Below are 19,223 nucleotides of genomic sequence, written 5' to 3'. Positions count from 1 at the left end.
CTCATTCGCCACCCACCTACTACAATCCGGCGCAGACATCCGAACAGTTCAGGATCAGCTAGGCCACGCCGATTTACGCACCACACAAATCTACACCCATATTTTACAGCGCGGTGGTAACTCGGTGGTGAGTCCACTATCTAGACTTTGACGTTTACTTCCCCTCAACCAACATCATTCACCATAATCTAATATATATGGGTATACATGAATAGGTTAAGGTTAAGACTATGGCTAAAAGTACCAGTATCACCTTCGGTGAACACTTTGATCATTTTATAGCGACAACAAATTAACAGGACATCCATGATAATTAATTGCAAAGCAACTCCTTTAGTCGGCAACGCCGATGCTCTTGACCTACCCTCGACTCAAAGCTCGCCAACTATTACTTCAATTTAGTAGGGCAATCGCCATGGACAGGCGATTGAGTAACAGCTCTATCTCTAATTGATATAAATTAAGCGTCTGGCAATCCCACCTATCGTTTAGTAAATCCCCATGGTAGCAGGTGGTCTATATTTTGCGCTGGTTGCAGAATGGGTATTTCGCTTAGCAGGTAATTGAGGTAATCATAAGGTACTAATCCATTTGCTTTGGCGGTTTCTATCAAACTGTAAAGAGTAGCACTGGCGTGTGCACCATTAGTTGTATTGCTAAATAACCAATTTTTTCTGCCTAACTTTTAAAAACACATCCAAAATAATAAATCAACTCAGAATAGGTATAGAATATATATAGTACAACATTTAGTACAACAATTGACTTGTTGTACTAAATGTTGTACTGTTTAGTTTGGGTGACCAACCACCCTGGTGAGTAACACCTCGGCACGCGCATTAGCATTGAGACGTATCAAGTGTTGCTTCAGACAACTAACTTAGGAGAAAGGTAAACTTTGTCAATAACTTTACTAAGTAGAGACTGACAAATTCAGAATAGTGAAACCTAAAGGGGGAAGCTATTTTGCGCCTAATAAGCGTTACCGCAAAATCAAAATGAATGTACAAACATATAGCGAAACGCGAGCTAATTTCAAGGCCGCTATTGAGTCAGTAGCTGATAGACATGAGCCGTTATTAATAACAAGTAAGTCTGCTGATGTGGTCATGATGACACGTAAAGATTTTGACAGCATGCAAGAAACTATGTATCTACTTAGTTCTAGAAATAATGCTTCACGCCTTCTAGATTCAATCGCACAATTTGAGTCCGGCTCCGTAATAAAAACGGAGATTAATAATGAAAACGAGTACGAAGAAGAAGCTAGATAAAGAAATAGATACCAAGAAAGTGGTTTTTACCAATATTGGCTGGGAAGATTATCAGTATTGGAGAAAAAATGATTATGCAAAATTTGAAAAAATAAATGCTTTAATAGAAGCGTCTCAAATATCGTTACATACAGGAATCGGTAAGCCTGAAAAACTATCTAGTAACCTTAAAGGCTATTATTCAAGAAGAATAGATTTGGAACATCGCCTGATATACAAAGGGGAAGGTAAGGATTTGATTATATTTGCTGCCCGTTATCACTACTAATCGTTGCTGATAGAAAACCACTTTAACTAGTGGTTTTTATGCCAACCGAAATTAACAGGACATCCATGATAATTAATTGCAAAGCCATTAAAAACTCCCTGTCGGCAAAGCCGATGCTCTTGCCCTTCCCTCGACTCAAAGCTCGCCGATTATTTTGTGAATTCAGTAGGGCATTTAACATGGATGTTAAATGAGTTTGCCTACCTAACCTGATGTAAACACAACTTAGAAAAGTGAAACCTTTGAGGTAGTCAAATACACTTCCTTGATGATTTGTACCCAAACCCAACATCCATGTTGGGTTGTTCAACTGGGCGAAGCCGTGCTTCATAAAGAATCCAGTTGAACCCTCGAGCGGCCTTTTTTGCTTACTTTTTTTGGCTGCAGCAAAAAAGTAAGTTGAACGAAGGGATTCGTTTGAAAAATGTCATGGATGACAGTATGCAAAGCATATGCTTTATAAGCGAGGCGCATAAAAAGCGTAGCCACAAACAAAAAAACGAGCCTAAGCTCGTTTTCATCAAATCCCAAAGAAAGTTTGAAACCCTTTCAAAAACACATTCCTTTTCTACTAAATCATTGGAGCCTCAGCAAAGCCGCTTAGCTGCGAGCCCCATGAGCATATGATTAATATGTGATTGGGGCGAGTAGCGACAGCAATGCAGCTGAGGTTTCAAGGATGACGTAGAAATTAATCCTCTCTATAACTATCCAAATCCGGGCAAGAACACATCAAATTCCTATCCCCAAACACATCATCAATCCGATTAACCGTTGGCCAAAACTTATTTCTAGCGACGCTAGCGACCGGATAAGCAGCAAGCTTTCTGTCATAACTGCGGTTCCATTCGCTGTCGCAAATATCTTCAAGGGTGTGGGGTGCGTTGTGTAATGGATTGTCTATGGCATTCCATTCACCTGACTCAACTCTGGCGACTTCTAAGCGGATATTCACCATAGCTTCGATAAAACGGTCAAGCTCGGCTTTGGCTTCTGACTCAGTAGGTTCAATCATCAAGGTGCCTGCTACGGGGAAACTCATAGTAGGTGAGTGGAAACCGTAGTCGTTTAAACGTTTTGCTACATCGACTTCGGTGATCCCCGAGCTTTCTTTGAGTGGGCGTAAGTCGATGATGCATTCGTGTGCTACGCGATTGTTACGACCGCGATATAACACTGGGTAGTGAGACGATAGTTTTTCAGCTACGTAGTTAGCGTTGAGTATGGCGACTTCGGTGGCTTTTTTCAGGCCTGCACTGCCCATCATTTTGATGTACATGTAACTGATAGGTAAAATTGAGGCACTGCCCCAAGGTGCAGCCGATACGGCTCCGTGCTCACGCACTTGGGTATCACCTGCATTTTCGATACCTATCACTTTGTGATTCGGTAAAAATGGCGCTAAATGGGCTTTAACCCCTATTGGTCCCATACCTGGGCCACCACCACCGTGTGGAATACAGAAGGTTTTGTGCAAGTTTAAGTGTGACACGTCTGAGCCAATATAACCCGGTGAGGTCACACCAACTTGGGCATTCATATTAGCGCCGTCCATATACACTTGACCGCCAAATTCGTGCACTATGTCACACATTTCGCGTACTGTTTCTTCGTATACACCGTGGGTGGATGGGTAAGTGATCATGCCGCATGCAAGGTTGTCTGCGACTTCTTCTGCTTTGGTCCGTAAATCGACTAGGTCGACATTGCCGTCTTTATCGCAATTCACCACTACCACTTTCATACCCACCATTTGCGCCGACGCGGGGTTAGTACCGTGGGCTGAGCTTGGGATCAAACACACATTGCGGTGCCCTTCTCCCCTGCTCTCATTATATTTTTGAATGGTGATCAATCCTGCGTATTCACCCTGTGCGCCAGAATTAGGTTGCATAGATAAAGCGTCGTAACCGGTAATGTCGATTAACCATTCGCTTAATTCATCCAGCATTTGTTTGTAACCTTGCGCTTGCTCGATAGGTGAGAATGGGTGCAATTTACCAAACTCAGGCCATGTCACAGGCAGCATCTCAGCGGTGGCATTGAGTTTCATGGTGCAAGAGCCCAATGAAATCATCGAGTGATTTAAGGCTAGGTCTTTGTCTTCTAGAGATTTGATATAACGCAGCATTTCAGTTTCAGAGTGATAACTGTTAAACACTGGGTGCGTTAAGAAATCAGATGTTCTAGCCAAATCTGCAGGAATGGAATCACTTCCATTGTCGATGATAGCTTGGTCAAAAGCCTTGATATCTAACTCAACGTTAGCGCCAACAAAGGCTTGATATACAGCCTGTAGATCGCTACGAGAGGTGGTTTCATCTAAGCTTATGCCCAAGGTTCCATCAACGTCTGTACGCAGGTTTAGGTTGTTGGCTAAAGCGGCATCGATTATCTGTTGTCTGTTGCTGCTGACTTTGACTGTTAACGTGTCAAACCATGTGTTATTTAAAAGTTCAAAACCTGCTTTAACTAAGCCCGCCGCTAAAATATCCGAGAAACGATGAATACGTGAAGCAATGGTTTTTAAGCCCTGCGGGCCATGATAAACCGCATAAAAAGACGCCATATTGGCCAGCAATACCTGCGCGGTACAGATGTTTGAGTTAGCTTTTTCACGGCGAATATGTTGCTCTCGGGTTTGCAATGCCATACGTAAAGCGGGTTTACCACGGGTATCTTTAGACACACCGATAATGCGCCCCGGCAATGAACGTTTGTAGCTGTCGCGAGTAGCAAAAAAAGCAGCATGAGGACCACCGTAGCCCATAGGTACGCCAAAACGTTGCGCGCTGCCCAGCACCACATCGGCACCCATTTCACCGGGTGGTTTAAGTAACACTAAGCTAAGTAAGTCAGCGGCCACTGCCACTATGCCTTTATTGGCTTGCACGGCAGCAATGATAGCTGTGATATCGTTCACTACACCCGAGGTGCCAGGATATTGCAATAGTGCGCCAAATACATCGTGTTGGCTGGCGTCTTCTGCTTTGCCAACCACAATGTCAAAGCCAAACATATCTGCGCGAGTTTGCACCACGTCTAAAGTTTGTGGGTGTACGTCATCTGCCACAAAAAACGTATTCGCATTGCGATTTTTAGAGACGCGTTTAGCCAGCCCCATGGCTTCAGCAGCCGCGGTCGCTTCGTCTAACAATGACGCTGACGCTAATTCCATACCGGTTAAGTCAATGGTCGCTTGCTGAAAGTTAAGTAGAGCTTCTAGTCGACCTTGGGCAATCTCTGGTTGGTAAGGCGTGTAGGCGGTATACCAACCTGGGTTTTCGAATACATTACGTAAGATCACATTAGGTGTGAGCGTGTCGTAGTAGCCCATACCGATAAATGAACGCATCACTTTATTTTTACTGGCCACCGTTTTCAAGTAGGCCAATGCGTCTGCTTCTGTTTGCGCTTCACCGACTTTTAACGGTTGCGGTAAACGTATGCTTTCGGGCACAGTTTGTAGCATTAAATCATCTAACGATTCTGCACCAATGGAAGCAAGCATCTCTGCCATTTCTGCTTCACTGGGACCAATATGACGACGAACAAAGTCCTGCTTTTGTTCAAGCTCTAATAATGAAAAATGAGATAATGACATGGCTGACTAAAATTCCTGATGTGAACAAAAAATGAGAGCAAAGAATGCGAGCAAAAAGTTTGCTCACACACTTTGATTACAATACCGTTTAAAACGGTTTGAGGACTGAATAATCCTCCTTTATGAGTAGGTTACTCGTTTTCGATGTTGCCTTGATAAGCTTCGGCATCAAACAAAGCATCTACTTCTAGTGGATCTTCCGCTTTAATCTTAAATAACCAGCCCTCACCATATGGGTCAGAGTTGACCAACTCTGGCGCGTCTTCTAGTTCTTCATTCACTTCTACAATTTCACCGCTGATGGGTGCATACACATCAGATGCGGCTTTCACTGACTCAGCAACAGCAATGTCGTCGCCTGTCCCGACTTGAGCACCTACATCCGGTAACTCCACAAACACCATATCGCCTAATAATTGTTGGGCATGGTCGCTGATACCGATAGTAAACACACCGCCGCCTTCAGGGCGCACCCATTCGTGAGTTGAAGCGTAACGTAAATCTGTTGGAATATTGCTCATGTTTGTTCCTAATATTTATGTATTTAATCTTGAATGTTTGTGGTGTCGGCTACAAAACACTTTTGCCATTTCTAACAAAGCTAGGTTTGACCACGTTTACTGTAACCCACTTTTTGCGTATTTCAACTTCAGCACTATCGCCAACAGTTGAAGGCACGCGTGCCATAGCAATACTATGACCCAGAGTGGGTGAAAATGTGCCTGAGGTAATCACCCCTTCACCGCCGGTAACTTGGACTTTTTGGCCGGCGCGTAACACGCCTTTGTCGGTCATCACTAGTCCTACTAGTTTGTCCGTGCCTGCGGCTTTTTGCTGCTCTAGAGCCTCACGCCCCATAAACTTTCTGGCATTGGGTTCCCAGGTAATAGTCCAAGCCATATTCGCTGCCAATGGTGAAATAGTTTCGTCCATATCTTGACTATACAAATTCATTCCAGCTTCTAAACGTAGTGTATCCCTAGCACCTAAACCACAAGGTACCACACCTACGTCTAGCAATTTTTGCCAGAAATCTGCAGCATCAGCAGCAGGTACGATAATTTCGTAGCCGGCTTCACCTGTGTATCCAGTGGTAGCAATAAATAAATCTTCGGCCTGCACGCCAAAAAAGGCCTTCATACCTTCTACCGCTTCTTTTTGTGCGTCAGAAAATAACTGTGCGGCTTTGCTTTTAGCATTCGGGCCTTGCACGGCAATCATCGCGAATTCTGGGCGTTCGGTAATAGTCACCTCAAATGATGTGGCTTGTTTAAACAACCAATCCATATCTTTTTCGCGAGTGGCAGAATTCACAACTAAGCGGTAATTGGTTGGGGCAAAATAATAAACGATTAGGTCGTCTACCACGCCGCCTGCTTCATTCAGCATTCCGCTGTATAAGGCTTTACCTTTATCTTGTAATTTAACCACGTCGTTGGCCAACAAAAATCGTAGATACGCTTGGGCATCTTTGCCCGTGATATCCACTATCGTCATGTGAGATACATCAAACATGCCCGCGTCTTTGCGCACTGCGTGATGTTCTTCTATCTGCGAGCCATAATTAATAGGCATTTCCCAACCATGGAAATCGACCATTTTGGCCCCCGCTTCCATATGTTTGGTATGTAAAACAGTTTTATTTGGCATGAAATATTGTGACCGTGGCTAAACAATAAACGAATTATAGTGATAGCAATGAAGTACCACAAATTGAAATATGTAATGTTTACATTTACATTTCTTATGAATAATTGAATAATCATTTAAAAGTCTTATTTACAAACAACTTAGATTAGCTTAAATGAAACAACTCTCTCTGGATAACCTGCGCACCTTTGTCACTGTCGTGGATTTAGGTGGTTATGCAAAAGCAGGCGAAAAAATCGGTCTTTCACAACCAGCGGTCAGTCTGCAAATAAAACGCCTAGAGCAACAATTGTCGAAACGTCTTTTCGCCAAACAAGGGCAAAGACAGGTGGTTAATCAAGATGGCTTAAGTTTATACAAAACAGCACAAACTATGCTGGACTTAAACGACGGTATTTTTCGTCAATTTCAACCCACATCTTTGAAAGGCAGATTACGACTGGGTATCCCTAGTGAATTTGCCACCACCTTACTACCCAGCATTATTGGCGAATTTGGTAAGTTATACCCTGATGTATCTCTGGAGGTCACCTCTGCATTAAGTAAATCCTTACTTGAGGATGAAGCGTTGAGTAGTTTTGATCTTGTGATGGCACTCGTCGACCCTGACATTGAAGTCGACGGACAAGTATTACTGATAGATGAATTAGTTTGGGTAGGTGATCGAAATTTAGCCAACCCACAATCCATATTATCGTTAGTGCTAGCACCCGATGGTTGCGTATATAGAAGCCGTGTCATCAGTAAGCTAAAACAGCAAACTCAGCAGTGGCGGATCAGTTATACCAATGCTGACCTAAGTGGTATCACAGCAGCCATTAAGCAGGGGTTAGGGATTAGCGCACTGGCTAAAAGCAGCGTACCTAAACAGTTAGATATTATTCGGCATAATCATTTGCCAGAGTTAGGTGCTATAAAGATATGTTTGTTTACTGGAAAATCCCAACATCCACAGGCGAGTGGCAAATTTGCAAAATTTATTCAATCAAGATTAGTGCAATCTACCTGATTTAGTATTAAACAAAAAAAACGCTAGCTATTATTTAACCTAAATAATAGCTAGCATTTTTTTTGCTTATTAGATAAACGCCTGCCTGACAACAATAAAGACGACACTACTAACCAATATCAAAAGAAATAACATTCTTTTGCTATACTTTCCGTGATAATAAGCTTTACGTCGTTCCTTGAAAACTGGTCCTCCAGCAAACATTCCAGATGTTTGCCTTCTTTCACCAATTAGACGTTTCATTAAACACCCCAAATAGAATAATTACAGAAAAGGTTAACTTTATTGTATGTTTTTGTATGTTTTTGTATGTTTTTTTGTACGATATAACCTTCGGATGATATCTTATCCTTTAAGTTCAATAAATTCATCGGCTTTTTTAACAAAAACTTAACTTAATTTGCAATTAATTTTATTTTTGAATGTTATAAAGACATTTACGCTAATCATCGGACTTCAAACGCACGTAAGTTTTATATTTTTTTTGTAATAAACGATCGATATAACGTGTGAGCTTAATTTTTTGACTAAGAGCGTTATCCAGAGCGTCAACTAATTCAGTGAGCATGGTTTTATAATACTCTACGTCTTTAACTTGCCCGTCTTCGGTAACCTCATCTAGAATACCTCTAGGCTTTGCTTGAGTTGGAGTTGGAGTTGGTTGTTCTGGCAGAAACATCTCTTCTGACACTTCTTTTATCACGTTTTCAACCGCTTCTTCGTCTAAGGTTTCTAGCTCCTCAAGAAAACCAAAAAGCAAGATCCTGTCCATCAAAGTATTGATTTTTCTTGGAATACCATGAGTAAATTGGAAAATTTGGGTATATGCGCCGGCTGAAAACAACGCCCGACCATCCCAACCTGCGTGTTGCATTCGATACTCGATATACGCCTGGCACTCAATATCGGTTAAAGGCACTAAATGGCATGACGCCACAATACGTTGTCTAAACTGCTCCATGTTAGGCGCACGTAGTATAGGTTGTAACTCTTCTTGTCCAAGCAAGAAGCTTTGTAACAATGGTTTACCCGCAGCTTGGAAGTTAGACAACATCCGTAATTCTTCAATAGTTTCTAAAGGTAAGTTTTGTGCTTCATCAACCAATAACAATGCTCGTTTGCCTTGTTTATGCAAATTCATTAAAAATGCTTCAAGATCATTCAAAATGTCAGACTTAGTACTGCCTTTAACTGGCACATTGAATTTGTTGGCAACCATTTTCACCAATTCATCTGGTGATAATTTTGGCGTGACAATTTGTGCTGCAACAATATCTTGTTGCATGTTATCTAATAAACTGTTTGCGATGGTCGTTTTACCGGTGCCAATATCGCCAGTGATGACGATAAAACCTTCAGCTTGAGATAACCCATATTGCAAATAAGACATAGCACGCTTATGCCATTTACTGCCATAAAAGAAGCTAGGATCGGGTGTCAGTTGAAAAGGCTTAGAGGTCAGCCCGTAATAATTTTCATACATAATAAAAACCCGCTTGATCCGCAAAAATAAAGGAAAATTTCTACCTCTAGCTTAAGCTATCTGCCTAAGGCATAGCAATCAAATACCGCAATTACCTTTAAATAGAGTATGAGTGTCAAAGGTTGACCTTATTCTGACTAAAGCCTGTCAAATGACATAATAATAGATAGAAAAGAAATGACACATACACCCAGCAACAACAAACACATGCCAAGTTGCATGTGTAAACTGGATTTTTTTAGCCACGTAAAACAGCACACCAACCGTGTAACAGAGGCCGCCAGCAACTAATAACCATAAACCTTCGGTGGATAACGCATGGTACAAGGGATAGATAAAGAAGATGGCTATCCATCCCATTAATAAATAGGTAATAACCGATAATTTTGGAAACCGCTGATTGGCGAAAATTTTACAAGTAATGCCTACCAATGCAATCGACCAGACTATGATCATCCCAGACAGTCCTACCCAACCACCAATGGCCAAAACCATAAATGGCGTGTAAGTACCGGCTATCAATAAATAAATGGCACTGTGGTCTACCACCTTTAGCAAGGCTTTTAGATCAGCACTTTGGGTCCAATGGTAAAGTGTTGATGATAGAAACATCAAGATCATCGACAGGCCATAGACTAAACAAGCAAATAGCCCATATATACCCTCGACTCTCATCAATAAAAAGGTCAAGCCTACGGTTGCAGCAATCATCCCAACACAATGGCTTATGACATTTAACTGTTCTTCGATGGGCGAATAGGTTTTTTGGATAGTGTTAGAGTAATTCATTCATTGAGTCGCGGTGAAAAATAGGACCGAATTATATAATTTGAGCGTACGGTTGTACACTCAAATATGTATTCTAATTAAAACCTGTTACCGAGTATATTGTGAGATTGAAGGTTAGTGAACTTATACTAATCGCCATAAGTAATTACCCTCTAATTGAGATTTAAAGCCGCTTTAAAGCTCGCCCTTTGGGAAAGTCTATCTGCTCAACAAGGGTTTTAAGTAAGACATCCAGATTAAGCGGCTTACCTATATGGGCGTTCATTCCTATATCGAGCGATTTCTGTACATCGGAAGGCATCACGTTTGCTGACACTGCTATGATTGGGATACGGGTGAGCTCTAACTGGGTCCTGATATATTTAGTTGCCTCGTAACCGTCCATCACGGGCATTTGAATATCCATAAGGATTGCGTCAAAACTGTTTTGCTTAACGGCATCTATCGCCTGCTGCCCATCTTCAGCGGTGACGACAGCTATCCCTGCATGGTTTAACATTACCTCAGCAATAGTCAGGTTGATTATATTGTCATCAACCAGTAACACCTGCTTGCCCTGTAGAACTAAAAGCGAAGCCTCTGGCAACATATTATTTTCGGTCGAACTATCAATTTTTTCATCTTCGAGCTGATACTTGAGCGGCAGCACGAAAGAAAAATGACTGCCGACGCCTTGCTCACTTTTTACCGAGATCCCCCCCCCCATTAACTCACACAATTTTTTACTAATAGATAAACCTAAGCCTGTTCCACCGTAATTACGGGTGGTAGAGGAGTCAGCCTGATTGTATGTTTTGAACAAGTTTGTTTGCTGTTCAAGGGTCATTCCTATACCGGTATCACTCACCTTAACCTCAATTGTCAGCCGTTGAGTCACTTTGCTAAGCAGTTTAGCGCTGATTGCAACACTGCCTTGATGGGTGAATTTCGCCGCATTATTGGCCAGATTTAGCAGGACTTGTCCAACCCTAAGAGGGTCGCCGATTAATCTATTTGGGATATCTGAGTCAATGTCAATATTCAGTACAACCAATCCATCTTTTAGTAGGAACTGGATCTGTGCCTCGATGTTTTTGAAGACCTCTGTCAAATTGAAGGGAATGGACTCGAACTCAATTTTACCCGCTTCGATTTTGGATAAATCTAAAATGTCGTTGATTATCACTAATAAGGACGAGGCGGAACTGCTCAAGGTTCGATTAAGTTCCATTTGTGCCTCTGTCAATCCCGACTCACCTAACATGTAAGACATGCCTAGCACTGCATTCATCGGTGTTCTAATTTCATGGCTCATATTGGCTAAAAATTCATCCTTAGCCTTATTGGCACTTTCAGCCCTGTCTTTGGCTATTCCAAGCGAATATTCAACCTGGACGCGGTGTTTTATTTCAAATTGCAGCCGTCTGTTAGCGCGATTAAATACCCATATGATCAGGATGAAAATGGATAGAACAGGCGCTGTGTAGAGCAGAAATGTGCTAACATCAGAGCCAACCTTAACTTGGATCGCCAGCCAGTTATTGGCGATTGAGTTACGTTGTTTAGCGCTAATCGTTTTTAGCGCTTTCTCCAGTATCGGCACTAAAGGTTCGAGCCCTTTGCGCACCCCAATGGCTATTTCCAGCTCGTAGGGGGTATATAATGCCACTATTACATTCTCAAAATCATCCGTATTTAGTAGGTATTGAATTACCCCCAAATTGTGAATAAAAGCATCTATTTTCCGCTGCTGCAGCAACAACATACCATGCTTGGCATCATCAACCTCAAGAAGCCGGAGCCCTGGGTGGTTTTCATGCAGCAAGCTTTTCGCGGGTGTGCTTTTTTCAACACCTACCACCTTGCCTTTAAGATCGTCCAAATCGGTCAAAAACTCTGAGTTTCTATGGGTTGCAACAACCAGAGGCAAGGTAATGTAGGGTTTGGTGAAAACCATAAACTTGCTGCGTTCTGGGGTTTTAACCACCGAGGGTAAGATGTCAATTTTTCCGATTTTGACTTGCTCTATTATCTGTGTCCAAGACAAACCTAGTGTCGGTGTCATATCAAGTGCCAGTTTTTGTTTTAAGATCCCAATATAATCGGCACTAATACCCGCGTAATCTCCATCTTCACTTAAGGTCTCAAAGGGGGCTAACAGAGGCGATATCCCCAAACTAAAACTCTGATGCAGACGTAACCAGTCCACTTCTTTACTGCTCAATGAGGGGACATTCAATAACTGTTTTTGCTGGAAAAAAGGGGTTTTACTTCGCAACCATCGTGTCTCTAATTCGATTAGTTTTGAAATCGGGATAGCCTGGATACCCTCGTTGATTTTTTTTAGCAATCCAGAACGGCCCTTGACAACCATAGCGTGAACGGTGTTACTCAGGAGTATCTCGTCGCTTAAGGTGAACGCTCCTGTTAGTCCCTTTCGGCCAAGGAGTGCATTCATTGCAGGAATTTCGTGAAAGATGATATCAATATCTTTATTTAACAAAGCATCAATCGAATCAGCAATGTTGTCAAATGCAATTATGTCTAATTCGGGATAGTTCTTTTTCAAATAACCTTCTTGAAAAAAACTTTCTTGAACTGCAATCCGTTTATTGGCCAAATCCCGGAGCTTTCTAGGCTTCATCACTTCGCCATGAAAAAGTAAACCGGTATCTACCTTGTGAATAGGCAAGGAAAAATCTGCCCATTCGGCTCTTTCATCATTAATAAAAAGGCCCAACAGGAAATCTACTTTTCCGGACTTTAAATTAGCGATGTTTTCAGTAAAGCTGTTTGCACTCACAAAGGTGACCGGAATACCCGTGGTTTCTGACCATAAACGCCATATATCGATATACAAGCCAATGGGTTTACCGCTGGGTAACATCGAGGAGAATGGCTGATTATTTGGCAGGTAAGCGATTTTTAGGGTTTGTGGCTTAGAAAGCTCTTCTGCCAGTGCCGTGCTCCCGCCTGTTAGGCCAAAAATGTATAACAAAGACAAAAAAAACAAAATAAGCGTAGTCGGTTTGATAAACGCCAGAATTAGGTCCTTAATTTTTGAGTAGCCTAAAAGCTTGAGTTCAAATATGCTCATCATTATATATTGACCATACATTTGTTGATACTTGGCTTGAGGTGGATAGTCAATCGAGATAATAGCGTTTTGGTAGGGTAAGTGAAGGGGTCATGTTCATTCATTTTTTACCTCTTCGAATTTTTAACATCCACATCCACTCACTAAACTGCGACAATAATGACAATAGGATCCAATTATGCCGGCTGAGCGACATAATATAAGGAGGAATATAAGTGCTATTCCACGAATAACGAGTAACGAGTAACCAGCCTAACCTGTGGTCTTTATCGTCCGAGGAACCACGATTTCCAAATCTATATGTTTGCCCATTTATTCTATTTTTAACACTTCTCAGCCCATTTGCCAAACCTCATTTCAAATCGAATGGGGTTCACCTCGCTGATAAGGGGTTATCTTTGCAGTATCTAGTCCGTGAAACTTTGGTTGACGAACTTGGGTATGCCTTTTGGATCCCTCAGGGTCAGCTGTTGATTTATTTTATGTTGTAATTTTAAGGAAGATGACACAGGACAGCCAATTGAGTTTTTTGCTCGTGTTATCACCCTAGGTGCGATCTTCAGCTTTTCATGCCCTAGCGGGCACTGCATCCCTACAGTTTTCTCACAGAATCCCTTCTGTGCGATTTACTTTTTGGCTGCAGCCCTAAAAAGCAAACAAAAAAGACCACTCACCAGACTATGTTATTCATCCAATTATCCAGCAAATTTAGCAGGTCGCTTACATACGATCCCGGCCTTGGCAAACTCAATTTACGTCCTGCAAATTGCACTACTAGATTCACCAGATAATTAATGGTCAAGCATGCGACTGCCCGCTAGGCAAAAATACAATTAAACCCCAAACATTCCTATCATGTACAATCCACTAAAACCAAAAAACCCAAGGGTACAACAGTGACTCCATGGTACATCTACATTGTCGAAAACAAATTAAACCAATATTACACTGGCATTTGCACCAACATTGAACGACGATTTGCGGAACATCAGTCCAGCGGACCTAAATGTGCCAAAGCCTTAAAAGGCAAGGGCCCACTGAGACTCAAGTTTCGTTGTAAGGTCGATAGCCATTCCGAGGCATTAAAATTGGAAATATGGATTAAAAAATTAAATAAAGCTAACAAAGTAAAATTGGTCAACAACTGCCTTTGTGATGCACCCATACAAAATACGCTGCTGGATGAGAGTAAATAATATGAATGAAAATCCGTCTACGCCACTTCCCAAAGAATTAATCGAACTTGGTAACCAGCGATGGCAGGAACTGCAATCCCATGAGCAGTTCTCTGCTGATTTCGAAATGTTTGAAGAACAGATCAAAATGGCTTTTTCATTGAGCGAGTTTATTTCTGAGCAATGTATCAAGTATCCGTCGTGGATAGCTGTACTGTTCATCGAAAAATTACTTTTTGCTGAGCGCATAGATTATCAACACAAACTTACCCAGCAATTGGCTGAAATTGATAGTGAAGCTGTTTTACACCAAAAGCTCAGACAATTTAGAAATTTTCATATGCTGAGAATTGCTTGGCGCGACTTGCTCAACATGCAATCGATTGAAGATTCGTTAGCACAAGTATCAGAACTAGCACGTCAATTAATCACACAAACTAATAACAGATTATGTCAACTTTTACAGCCCCAATTTGGCTTACCAGAGGGTGAGTTTGGTCCACAACCTTTGCTAATTTTGGGTATGGGGAAATTGGGTGGAGGTGAGCTTAATTTTTCATCAGATATCGATTTGATTTTTACCTACCCAGCAGTGGGTGTCACTAGCGGCGGCAAGAAGTCGCTCGAAAACCAACAGTTTTTTACTAAACTGGCCCAAAAAATCATTACTGCATTAGATCAAATTACTGCTGATGGTCAGGTATACCGAGTGGATATGCGCCTAAGGCCATTTGGTGACAGCGGACCACTGGTGATGCATTTTGATGCGATGGAAGATTATTACCAAGAACAAGGTCGAGATTGGGAACGTTATGCGATGCTCAAGGCATCTATCTTGAATCAACCTTGCCCCTACACAAAACAGTTATCCGATATTCTGCAACCTTTTATTTATCGTCGATATCTAGACTTTAGTGCCATTGAGTCGCTGCGCAGTATGAAATCAATGATTGAACAAGAGGTGCGCAGACGTGGCCTAACCAACAATATTAAGTTGGGCAAAGGCGGGATCAGAGAAGCAGAATTTATAGTGCAAAGCTTGCAACTGATCAACGGTGGACGAGAGCCCAGTCTGAAAGTTCAGAGCTTACAATTAGCACTGTCTGAATTAGTCAATTTACAAATATTACCCGCCCAAAGCGCTAAAGATTTACAACACAGTTATTTATGGCTGCGTAAAATAGAACATTGTCTGCAGCAGTTTGCCGACAAACAAACACAAGTATTACCCAACAGTCACATTGATCAAAAACGTTTGTTATATGTATTAGGCATGACTGAATATGAAGACTTTATGCAACATTTGGCTCAGCACTGCGACTTAATCCACCAGCAATTCTCGTTACTGGTCAAAGAAGATCCCGCGCTGCAACATGATATTGCAGATGAACAGCAACAAGGGGCAAAAGATCTTTGGCAATTACAACTAAATGCTCAAGAAACACAAAGTATTTTAAATCATTGGCACTTAGCCGATGCAGAGTTAGTGACAAAAAGACCCATTGGCGAAGATGTGCATCAACAAGTCAGCGCATTTAAACAAGATTTAACTAAGCAGCGAATTGGCCAAAGAGGGCTTACCACTCTCAATAATCTAATGCCCGTGATTATTCATAATATCCTGAGTTCTTCTGCTAACGATCATGCAGAGTTGTTTAGACGGGTATTAACCGTATTACATGCCATATTGGGTCGTACTGCTTATCTACAATTATTATATGAAAACCAAGCGGCATTATTCCACTTAGTTAAGTTATGTGCTGCTAGCCCTTGGGTGACGGAACAAATTGCGCGTTTTCCGTTATTGTTAGATGAGCTACTCAATCCCATTTCACTGTATCAACCAGTAGCCTTTAATCAATATGCTGATGAACTGCGCCAAGCATTACTGAGGGTCGAGCCAGAAGATTTAGAGCTACAAATAGAAACCTTGCGCCAGTTTAAATTGAGCCAACAATTAAAGATCGCCGCTTCTGACATATCCAATGCCTTGCCCGTGATGCAAGTCAGTGACCATTTAACGTATTTAGCAGAAGCCATTATTGTTCAAGTGGTAGACATCGCATGGCAACAAATGGTGGTTAAACACGGTGTGCCTGTATGTGATACCCAAGGCCCTAAAAACATTCAAAACAAAGGTTTTGCGGTATTAGGATTTGGCAAACTGGGTGGCTGGGAGTTGGGTTATGGCTCAGACTTAGATTTAGTTTTTTTGCATAATTGCGACGGGCAACAACTCACCAATGGCAAAAAACCAATTGGAGCGACAGCTTTCTATATCAAACTTGCCCAGCGTATTTTGCATATATTCACGATCAAAACGGGCTTAGGGTTACTTTATGATGTGGATATGCGCTTACGCCCCTCTGGCCATGCCGGTTTACTGGTATGTCATGTGAATGGTTTTGCTACCTATGAAACTGAAAATGCTTGGACATGGGAACATCAGGCACTCGGTAGGGCAAGGTTTATACTGGGCTGTAGTGAATTGCAGGAACGCTTTAGTGCAGTGCGGTTAACGGTTCTTTCGAAACCAAGAGTCTTATTGGAATTGGCAAATGAAGTGGTGTCTATGCGTGAAAAAATGCGGGCCCACTTAGCTAAAGGAGATGCTGAAAATATTGATTTAAAGCAAGACGCAGGCGGCATAGCAGACATAGAGTTTATTGTGCAGTTTATGTTGCTGGCCCACACCAGTGATTTTCCAAGCTTAGCCAAATGGCCTGACAATGTGAGAATATTAGCTGACTTAGCAGCGTTATCCCTGATGACAAAAACTGAAACGGATACTCTGAGCGAAGCATACCTAGAATATCGAAACTATGCCCATCGACTAGCCTTACAAAATGCCACAATGGCTGCAATTAACCCATCGATTATTGCGCTTCAAACAAAGGTAAAAGCGATTTGGAATAAATATTTAACCTGAACTTTAGTTAAGACGTGCCGATTCCCTTAAAATAATTGCAATAAAAACAGTAAGTTAAGAAGCAACAGTTGCATTGCGAAGACATTGAACACATCCAGTGCTGCTATTATTGCGTTTATCGAGGCGGGCTTGTGAGGGAATAGCGCGCTATTGTGAGCAAGTTCAACGAAGATAGGCGCGATAATAGTGGTGCTGGACGGTATGGCTTATCCAAAGCTCAGGTTATTTAGTCAACATAATGCAATAGTCTTATTACAAAACGGACGTTATCGACGCGCTTCTGAACATTGTTTTTCTAAATACTCGTTTGATTTTGAAGTGATAACCAGAGAACGCTGGCGGGGACACATGTATGCTTTAACCTCACCATCAAAGTTAGCATCAATGGCCTTGCCAATCTTTTTTAAACTGCCCAAAATAGAATCATCAAGTTGAAAGGGGTGTTTAACAATAAAGTCTTGATCAAGCTCCCAAATTACTTGCATGCCCTCTGACTGGGCATAATCGGTAATGGCACTTCGAAGTGTACTACCTGCTTTGAATGTGCGATGTTTGTGCTCCCCTACCCATCTTACGGATGCGGGTTTTTGTAGGCTTTCCATTTTCTGCAAACGTTCGCCCAAGGGTTTATCAACGATTTTCACTCCCATAACAAAGTCTCCTAATTCTTCCTCACGGGGAACGCGAGACGACAAACGGTAATTAGCATAAAAATCGCTCATATTACTGGCAATATTTTTTCCGCCGGAGTCGCCTTCTGGGCGTACAGTCGATTCGTTACGTTGTTGCATAATCCATACTATGACTGCAATAACAATGATCATAATTGCCAACATGACATGCTTTAGCCAAAATATAGAATTAGACATTTGTTTAGATCTTTTCATTACACATTCTAACTATTAGTTAGCCTCATTATTGCCTTCAATCATATAGAGAGGGATCATCAACATTGGGTCGGGTTTTAAAACGCTTATGCATCCAAAGATATTGTTCTGGTGCGATCATAATCATTTTTTCAATCATTTGATTCATACGTGTCACATCATCTTTATCGTCACCTGAAGGAAAATTCTCCAGTCCGGGTAGTGCAATTATTTTGTAGCCCTTAGCGGTTTTAATCGAAACCAAAAAAACGGTCTCACAATTTGCTTGCTTTGCAAATAATAAAGAGCCTGTTGTGGTTGCTACTTCGGGTACAGCAAAAAGTGGCGTAAACTCACATTTTGAACGTCCGTAATCTTGATCCGGCAAATACAAACACAATTCGCCGTCGTTTAAAGCGCTGATTAAACCTCTAACATTTCGCTTGTGCACCATATATTTATTACTACGTTGGCGACCATGGTATTGAATGTATTCCATTAATCTATTGTTGTGTTTTCGGTAAAACACCACTGATGGATACTTAAGACCGGCGATTCGGCAGGCAAATTCAAGATTCATATTATGTATTGCATAAGCAAGCACACCTTTGCCTTTGGCTAAAATAGCCTCAATATGCTCAAAACCCTCAAATTCAGCTTTTTGGGCAACACGCCATGTTGGCCACCACCATCCCATGCCCGTCTCAAGGATCGCCATACCGGCATTATCTAAGTTAGCGTCTAACATTGTTTGCCGCTTTTCTGGACTCAGTTCCGGAAAAGACAATTCTAAATTACGCTTGGCTACGTTATAACGTTTTTTAGCAATCACTTTGAGTAATTTGCCCAATAGTTTGCCAATGCTTTTTTGCACCCGATAAGGTAACCAAGACACACTATAGAGAATCAGAACACTGAGCCAAGTTAACCAATATTTGGGTAAGAAAAACTCTATTTCAAAATCTGGGGCGACTACTTTTTTTACTGACAAATTTATCTCCTACTCATTCATTAGTCTTAGTCTAATACGGAAAGCCAGTTGGCAACATGAAAAAAAGTGTTAAGATCGATTGTCGTCACCACAAAAAAAAAGCTTTTTC

At 41.6% G+C, this 19,223-nt stretch carries 15 protein-coding genes and 1 pseudogene; 6 read left to right on the top strand and 10 right to left on the bottom strand.

The window, feature by feature from the left end; translation table 11 throughout:
• The coding region (locus tag CXF95_RS28100) for a tyrosine-type recombinase/integrase (RefSeq protein ID WP_157828129.1) at positions 1–151 on the top strand (151 nt) is incomplete at its 5' end.
• A gap of 330 nt (positions 152–481) precedes the next feature.
• On the opposite strand, the pseudogene CXF95_RS28095 reads toward CXF95_RS28100, so the two are convergent.
• A pseudogene (locus CXF95_RS28095) lies at positions 482–682 on the bottom strand (transposase domain-containing protein); the annotation flags it as partial.
• A gap of 316 nt (positions 683–998) precedes the next feature.
• On the opposite strand from CXF95_RS28095, the gene CXF95_RS28090 reads away from it, so the two are divergent.
• The gene (locus tag CXF95_RS28090) at positions 999–1,274 is read left to right on the top strand and encodes a type II toxin-antitoxin system Phd/YefM family antitoxin (protein ID WP_198556735.1); all 276 of its coding nucleotides are present in this window, start codon (positions 999–1,001) and stop codon (positions 1,272–1,274) included.
• A complete protein-coding gene (locus tag CXF95_RS28085) occupies positions 1,243–1,542 on the top strand; it encodes a Txe/YoeB family addiction module toxin (RefSeq protein WP_101201690.1) in 300 nt (99 codons plus the stop codon). Before CXF95_RS28090 ends, CXF95_RS28085 begins: the two co-directional genes overlap by 32 nt.
• A 22-nt stretch (positions 1,543–1,564) precedes the next feature.
• Here the strand turns inward: CXF95_RS28085 and CXF95_RS28080 are convergent, their stop codons facing one another.
• The 4 genes from CXF95_RS28080 to gcvT all read right to left on the bottom strand — a co-directional run bounded on the left by CXF95_RS28080 (position 1,565) and on the right by gcvT (position 6,796).
• On the bottom strand, positions 1,565–1,873 hold the full coding sequence (locus CXF95_RS28080; RefSeq protein ID WP_101201689.1) for a hypothetical protein: 309 nt from the start codon (positions 1,871–1,873) through the stop codon (positions 1,565–1,567).
• A gap of 360 nt (positions 1,874–2,233) precedes the next feature.
• Positions 2,234–5,146: an aminomethyl-transferring glycine dehydrogenase gene (gene gcvP, locus CXF95_RS28075; protein WP_101201688.1), complete on the bottom strand. Its 2,913-nt coding sequence runs from the start codon at positions 5,144–5,146 to the stop codon at positions 2,234–2,236.
• A gap of 131 nt (positions 5,147–5,277) precedes the next feature.
• A complete protein-coding gene (gene gcvH, locus CXF95_RS28070) occupies positions 5,278–5,667 on the bottom strand; it encodes a glycine cleavage system protein GcvH (protein WP_101201687.1) in 390 nt (129 codons plus the stop codon).
• Positions 5,668–5,716: 49 nt separating this feature from the next.
• On the bottom strand, positions 5,717–6,796 hold the full coding sequence (gcvT, locus tag CXF95_RS28065; RefSeq protein ID WP_101201686.1) for a glycine cleavage system aminomethyltransferase GcvT: 1,080 nt from the start codon (positions 6,794–6,796) through the stop codon (positions 5,717–5,719).
• 154 nt (positions 6,797–6,950) lie between these two features.
• Between gcvT and CXF95_RS28060 the strand changes: the two genes are divergently transcribed.
• Positions 6,951–7,805 carry a LysR substrate-binding domain-containing protein gene (locus tag CXF95_RS28060; RefSeq protein WP_101201685.1) on the top strand — a complete coding sequence of 285 codons (855 nt, stop codon included), beginning with the start codon at positions 6,951–6,953 and terminating at the stop codon, positions 7,803–7,805.
• Positions 7,806–8,247: 442 nt separating this feature from the next.
• Here the strand turns inward: CXF95_RS28060 and CXF95_RS28055 are convergent, their stop codons facing one another.
• From CXF95_RS28055 to CXF95_RS28045, 3 genes are all read right to left on the bottom strand, one after another.
• Positions 8,248–9,288: an XrtA/PEP-CTERM system-associated ATPase gene (locus CXF95_RS28055; protein WP_101201684.1), complete on the bottom strand. Its 1,041-nt coding sequence runs from the start codon at positions 9,286–9,288 to the stop codon at positions 8,248–8,250.
• A gap of 147 nt (positions 9,289–9,435) precedes the next feature.
• The gene (locus CXF95_RS28050; RefSeq protein ID WP_101201683.1) at positions 9,436–10,077 is read right to left on the bottom strand and encodes a hemolysin III family protein; all 642 of its coding nucleotides are present in this window, start codon (positions 10,075–10,077) and stop codon (positions 9,436–9,438) included.
• A 163-nt stretch (positions 10,078–10,240) separates the two neighbouring features.
• The gene (locus CXF95_RS28045) at positions 10,241–13,156 is read right to left on the bottom strand and encodes a transporter substrate-binding domain-containing protein (protein ID WP_198556734.1); all 2,916 of its coding nucleotides are present in this window, start codon (positions 13,154–13,156) and stop codon (positions 10,241–10,243) included.
• 893 nt (positions 13,157–14,049) lie between these two features.
• On the opposite strand from CXF95_RS28045, the gene CXF95_RS28040 reads away from it, so the two are divergent.
• Both CXF95_RS28040 and glnE read left to right on the top strand, forming a co-directional pair.
• Positions 14,050–14,349, top strand: a complete 300-nt coding sequence (locus CXF95_RS28040; protein ID WP_101201681.1) for a GIY-YIG nuclease family protein — start codon at positions 14,050–14,052, stop codon at positions 14,347–14,349.
• Position 14,350: 1 nt separating this feature from the next.
• Complete coding sequence (gene glnE / locus CXF95_RS28035; protein WP_101201680.1) at positions 14,351–17,257, top strand: bifunctional [glutamate--ammonia ligase]-adenylyl-L-tyrosine phosphorylase/[glutamate--ammonia-ligase] adenylyltransferase; 2,907 nt, start codon at positions 14,351–14,353, stop codon at positions 17,255–17,257.
• Positions 17,258–17,523: 266 nt separating this feature from the next.
• Here the strand turns inward: glnE and CXF95_RS28030 are convergent, their stop codons facing one another.
• Positions 17,524–18,144, bottom strand: a complete 621-nt coding sequence (locus CXF95_RS28030) for a toxin co-regulated pilus biosynthesis Q family protein (RefSeq protein ID WP_232788081.1) — start codon at positions 18,142–18,144, stop codon at positions 17,524–17,526.
• A gap of 37 nt (positions 18,145–18,181) precedes the next feature.
• Positions 18,182–19,114, bottom strand: a complete 933-nt coding sequence (lpxL, locus tag CXF95_RS28025; protein WP_101201679.1) for an LpxL/LpxP family Kdo(2)-lipid IV(A) lauroyl/palmitoleoyl acyltransferase — start codon at positions 19,112–19,114, stop codon at positions 18,182–18,184.
• Positions 19,115–19,223: the final 109 nt, after the last annotated feature.

Source organism: Paraglaciecola sp. MB-3u-78 (assembly GCF_002835935.1).
Lineage (GTDB): Bacteria > Pseudomonadota > Gammaproteobacteria > Enterobacterales > Alteromonadaceae > Paraglaciecola.
Note: the sequence above shows the minus strand (reverse complement) of the source record. Positions and strands in the feature narration are given on the sequence as shown.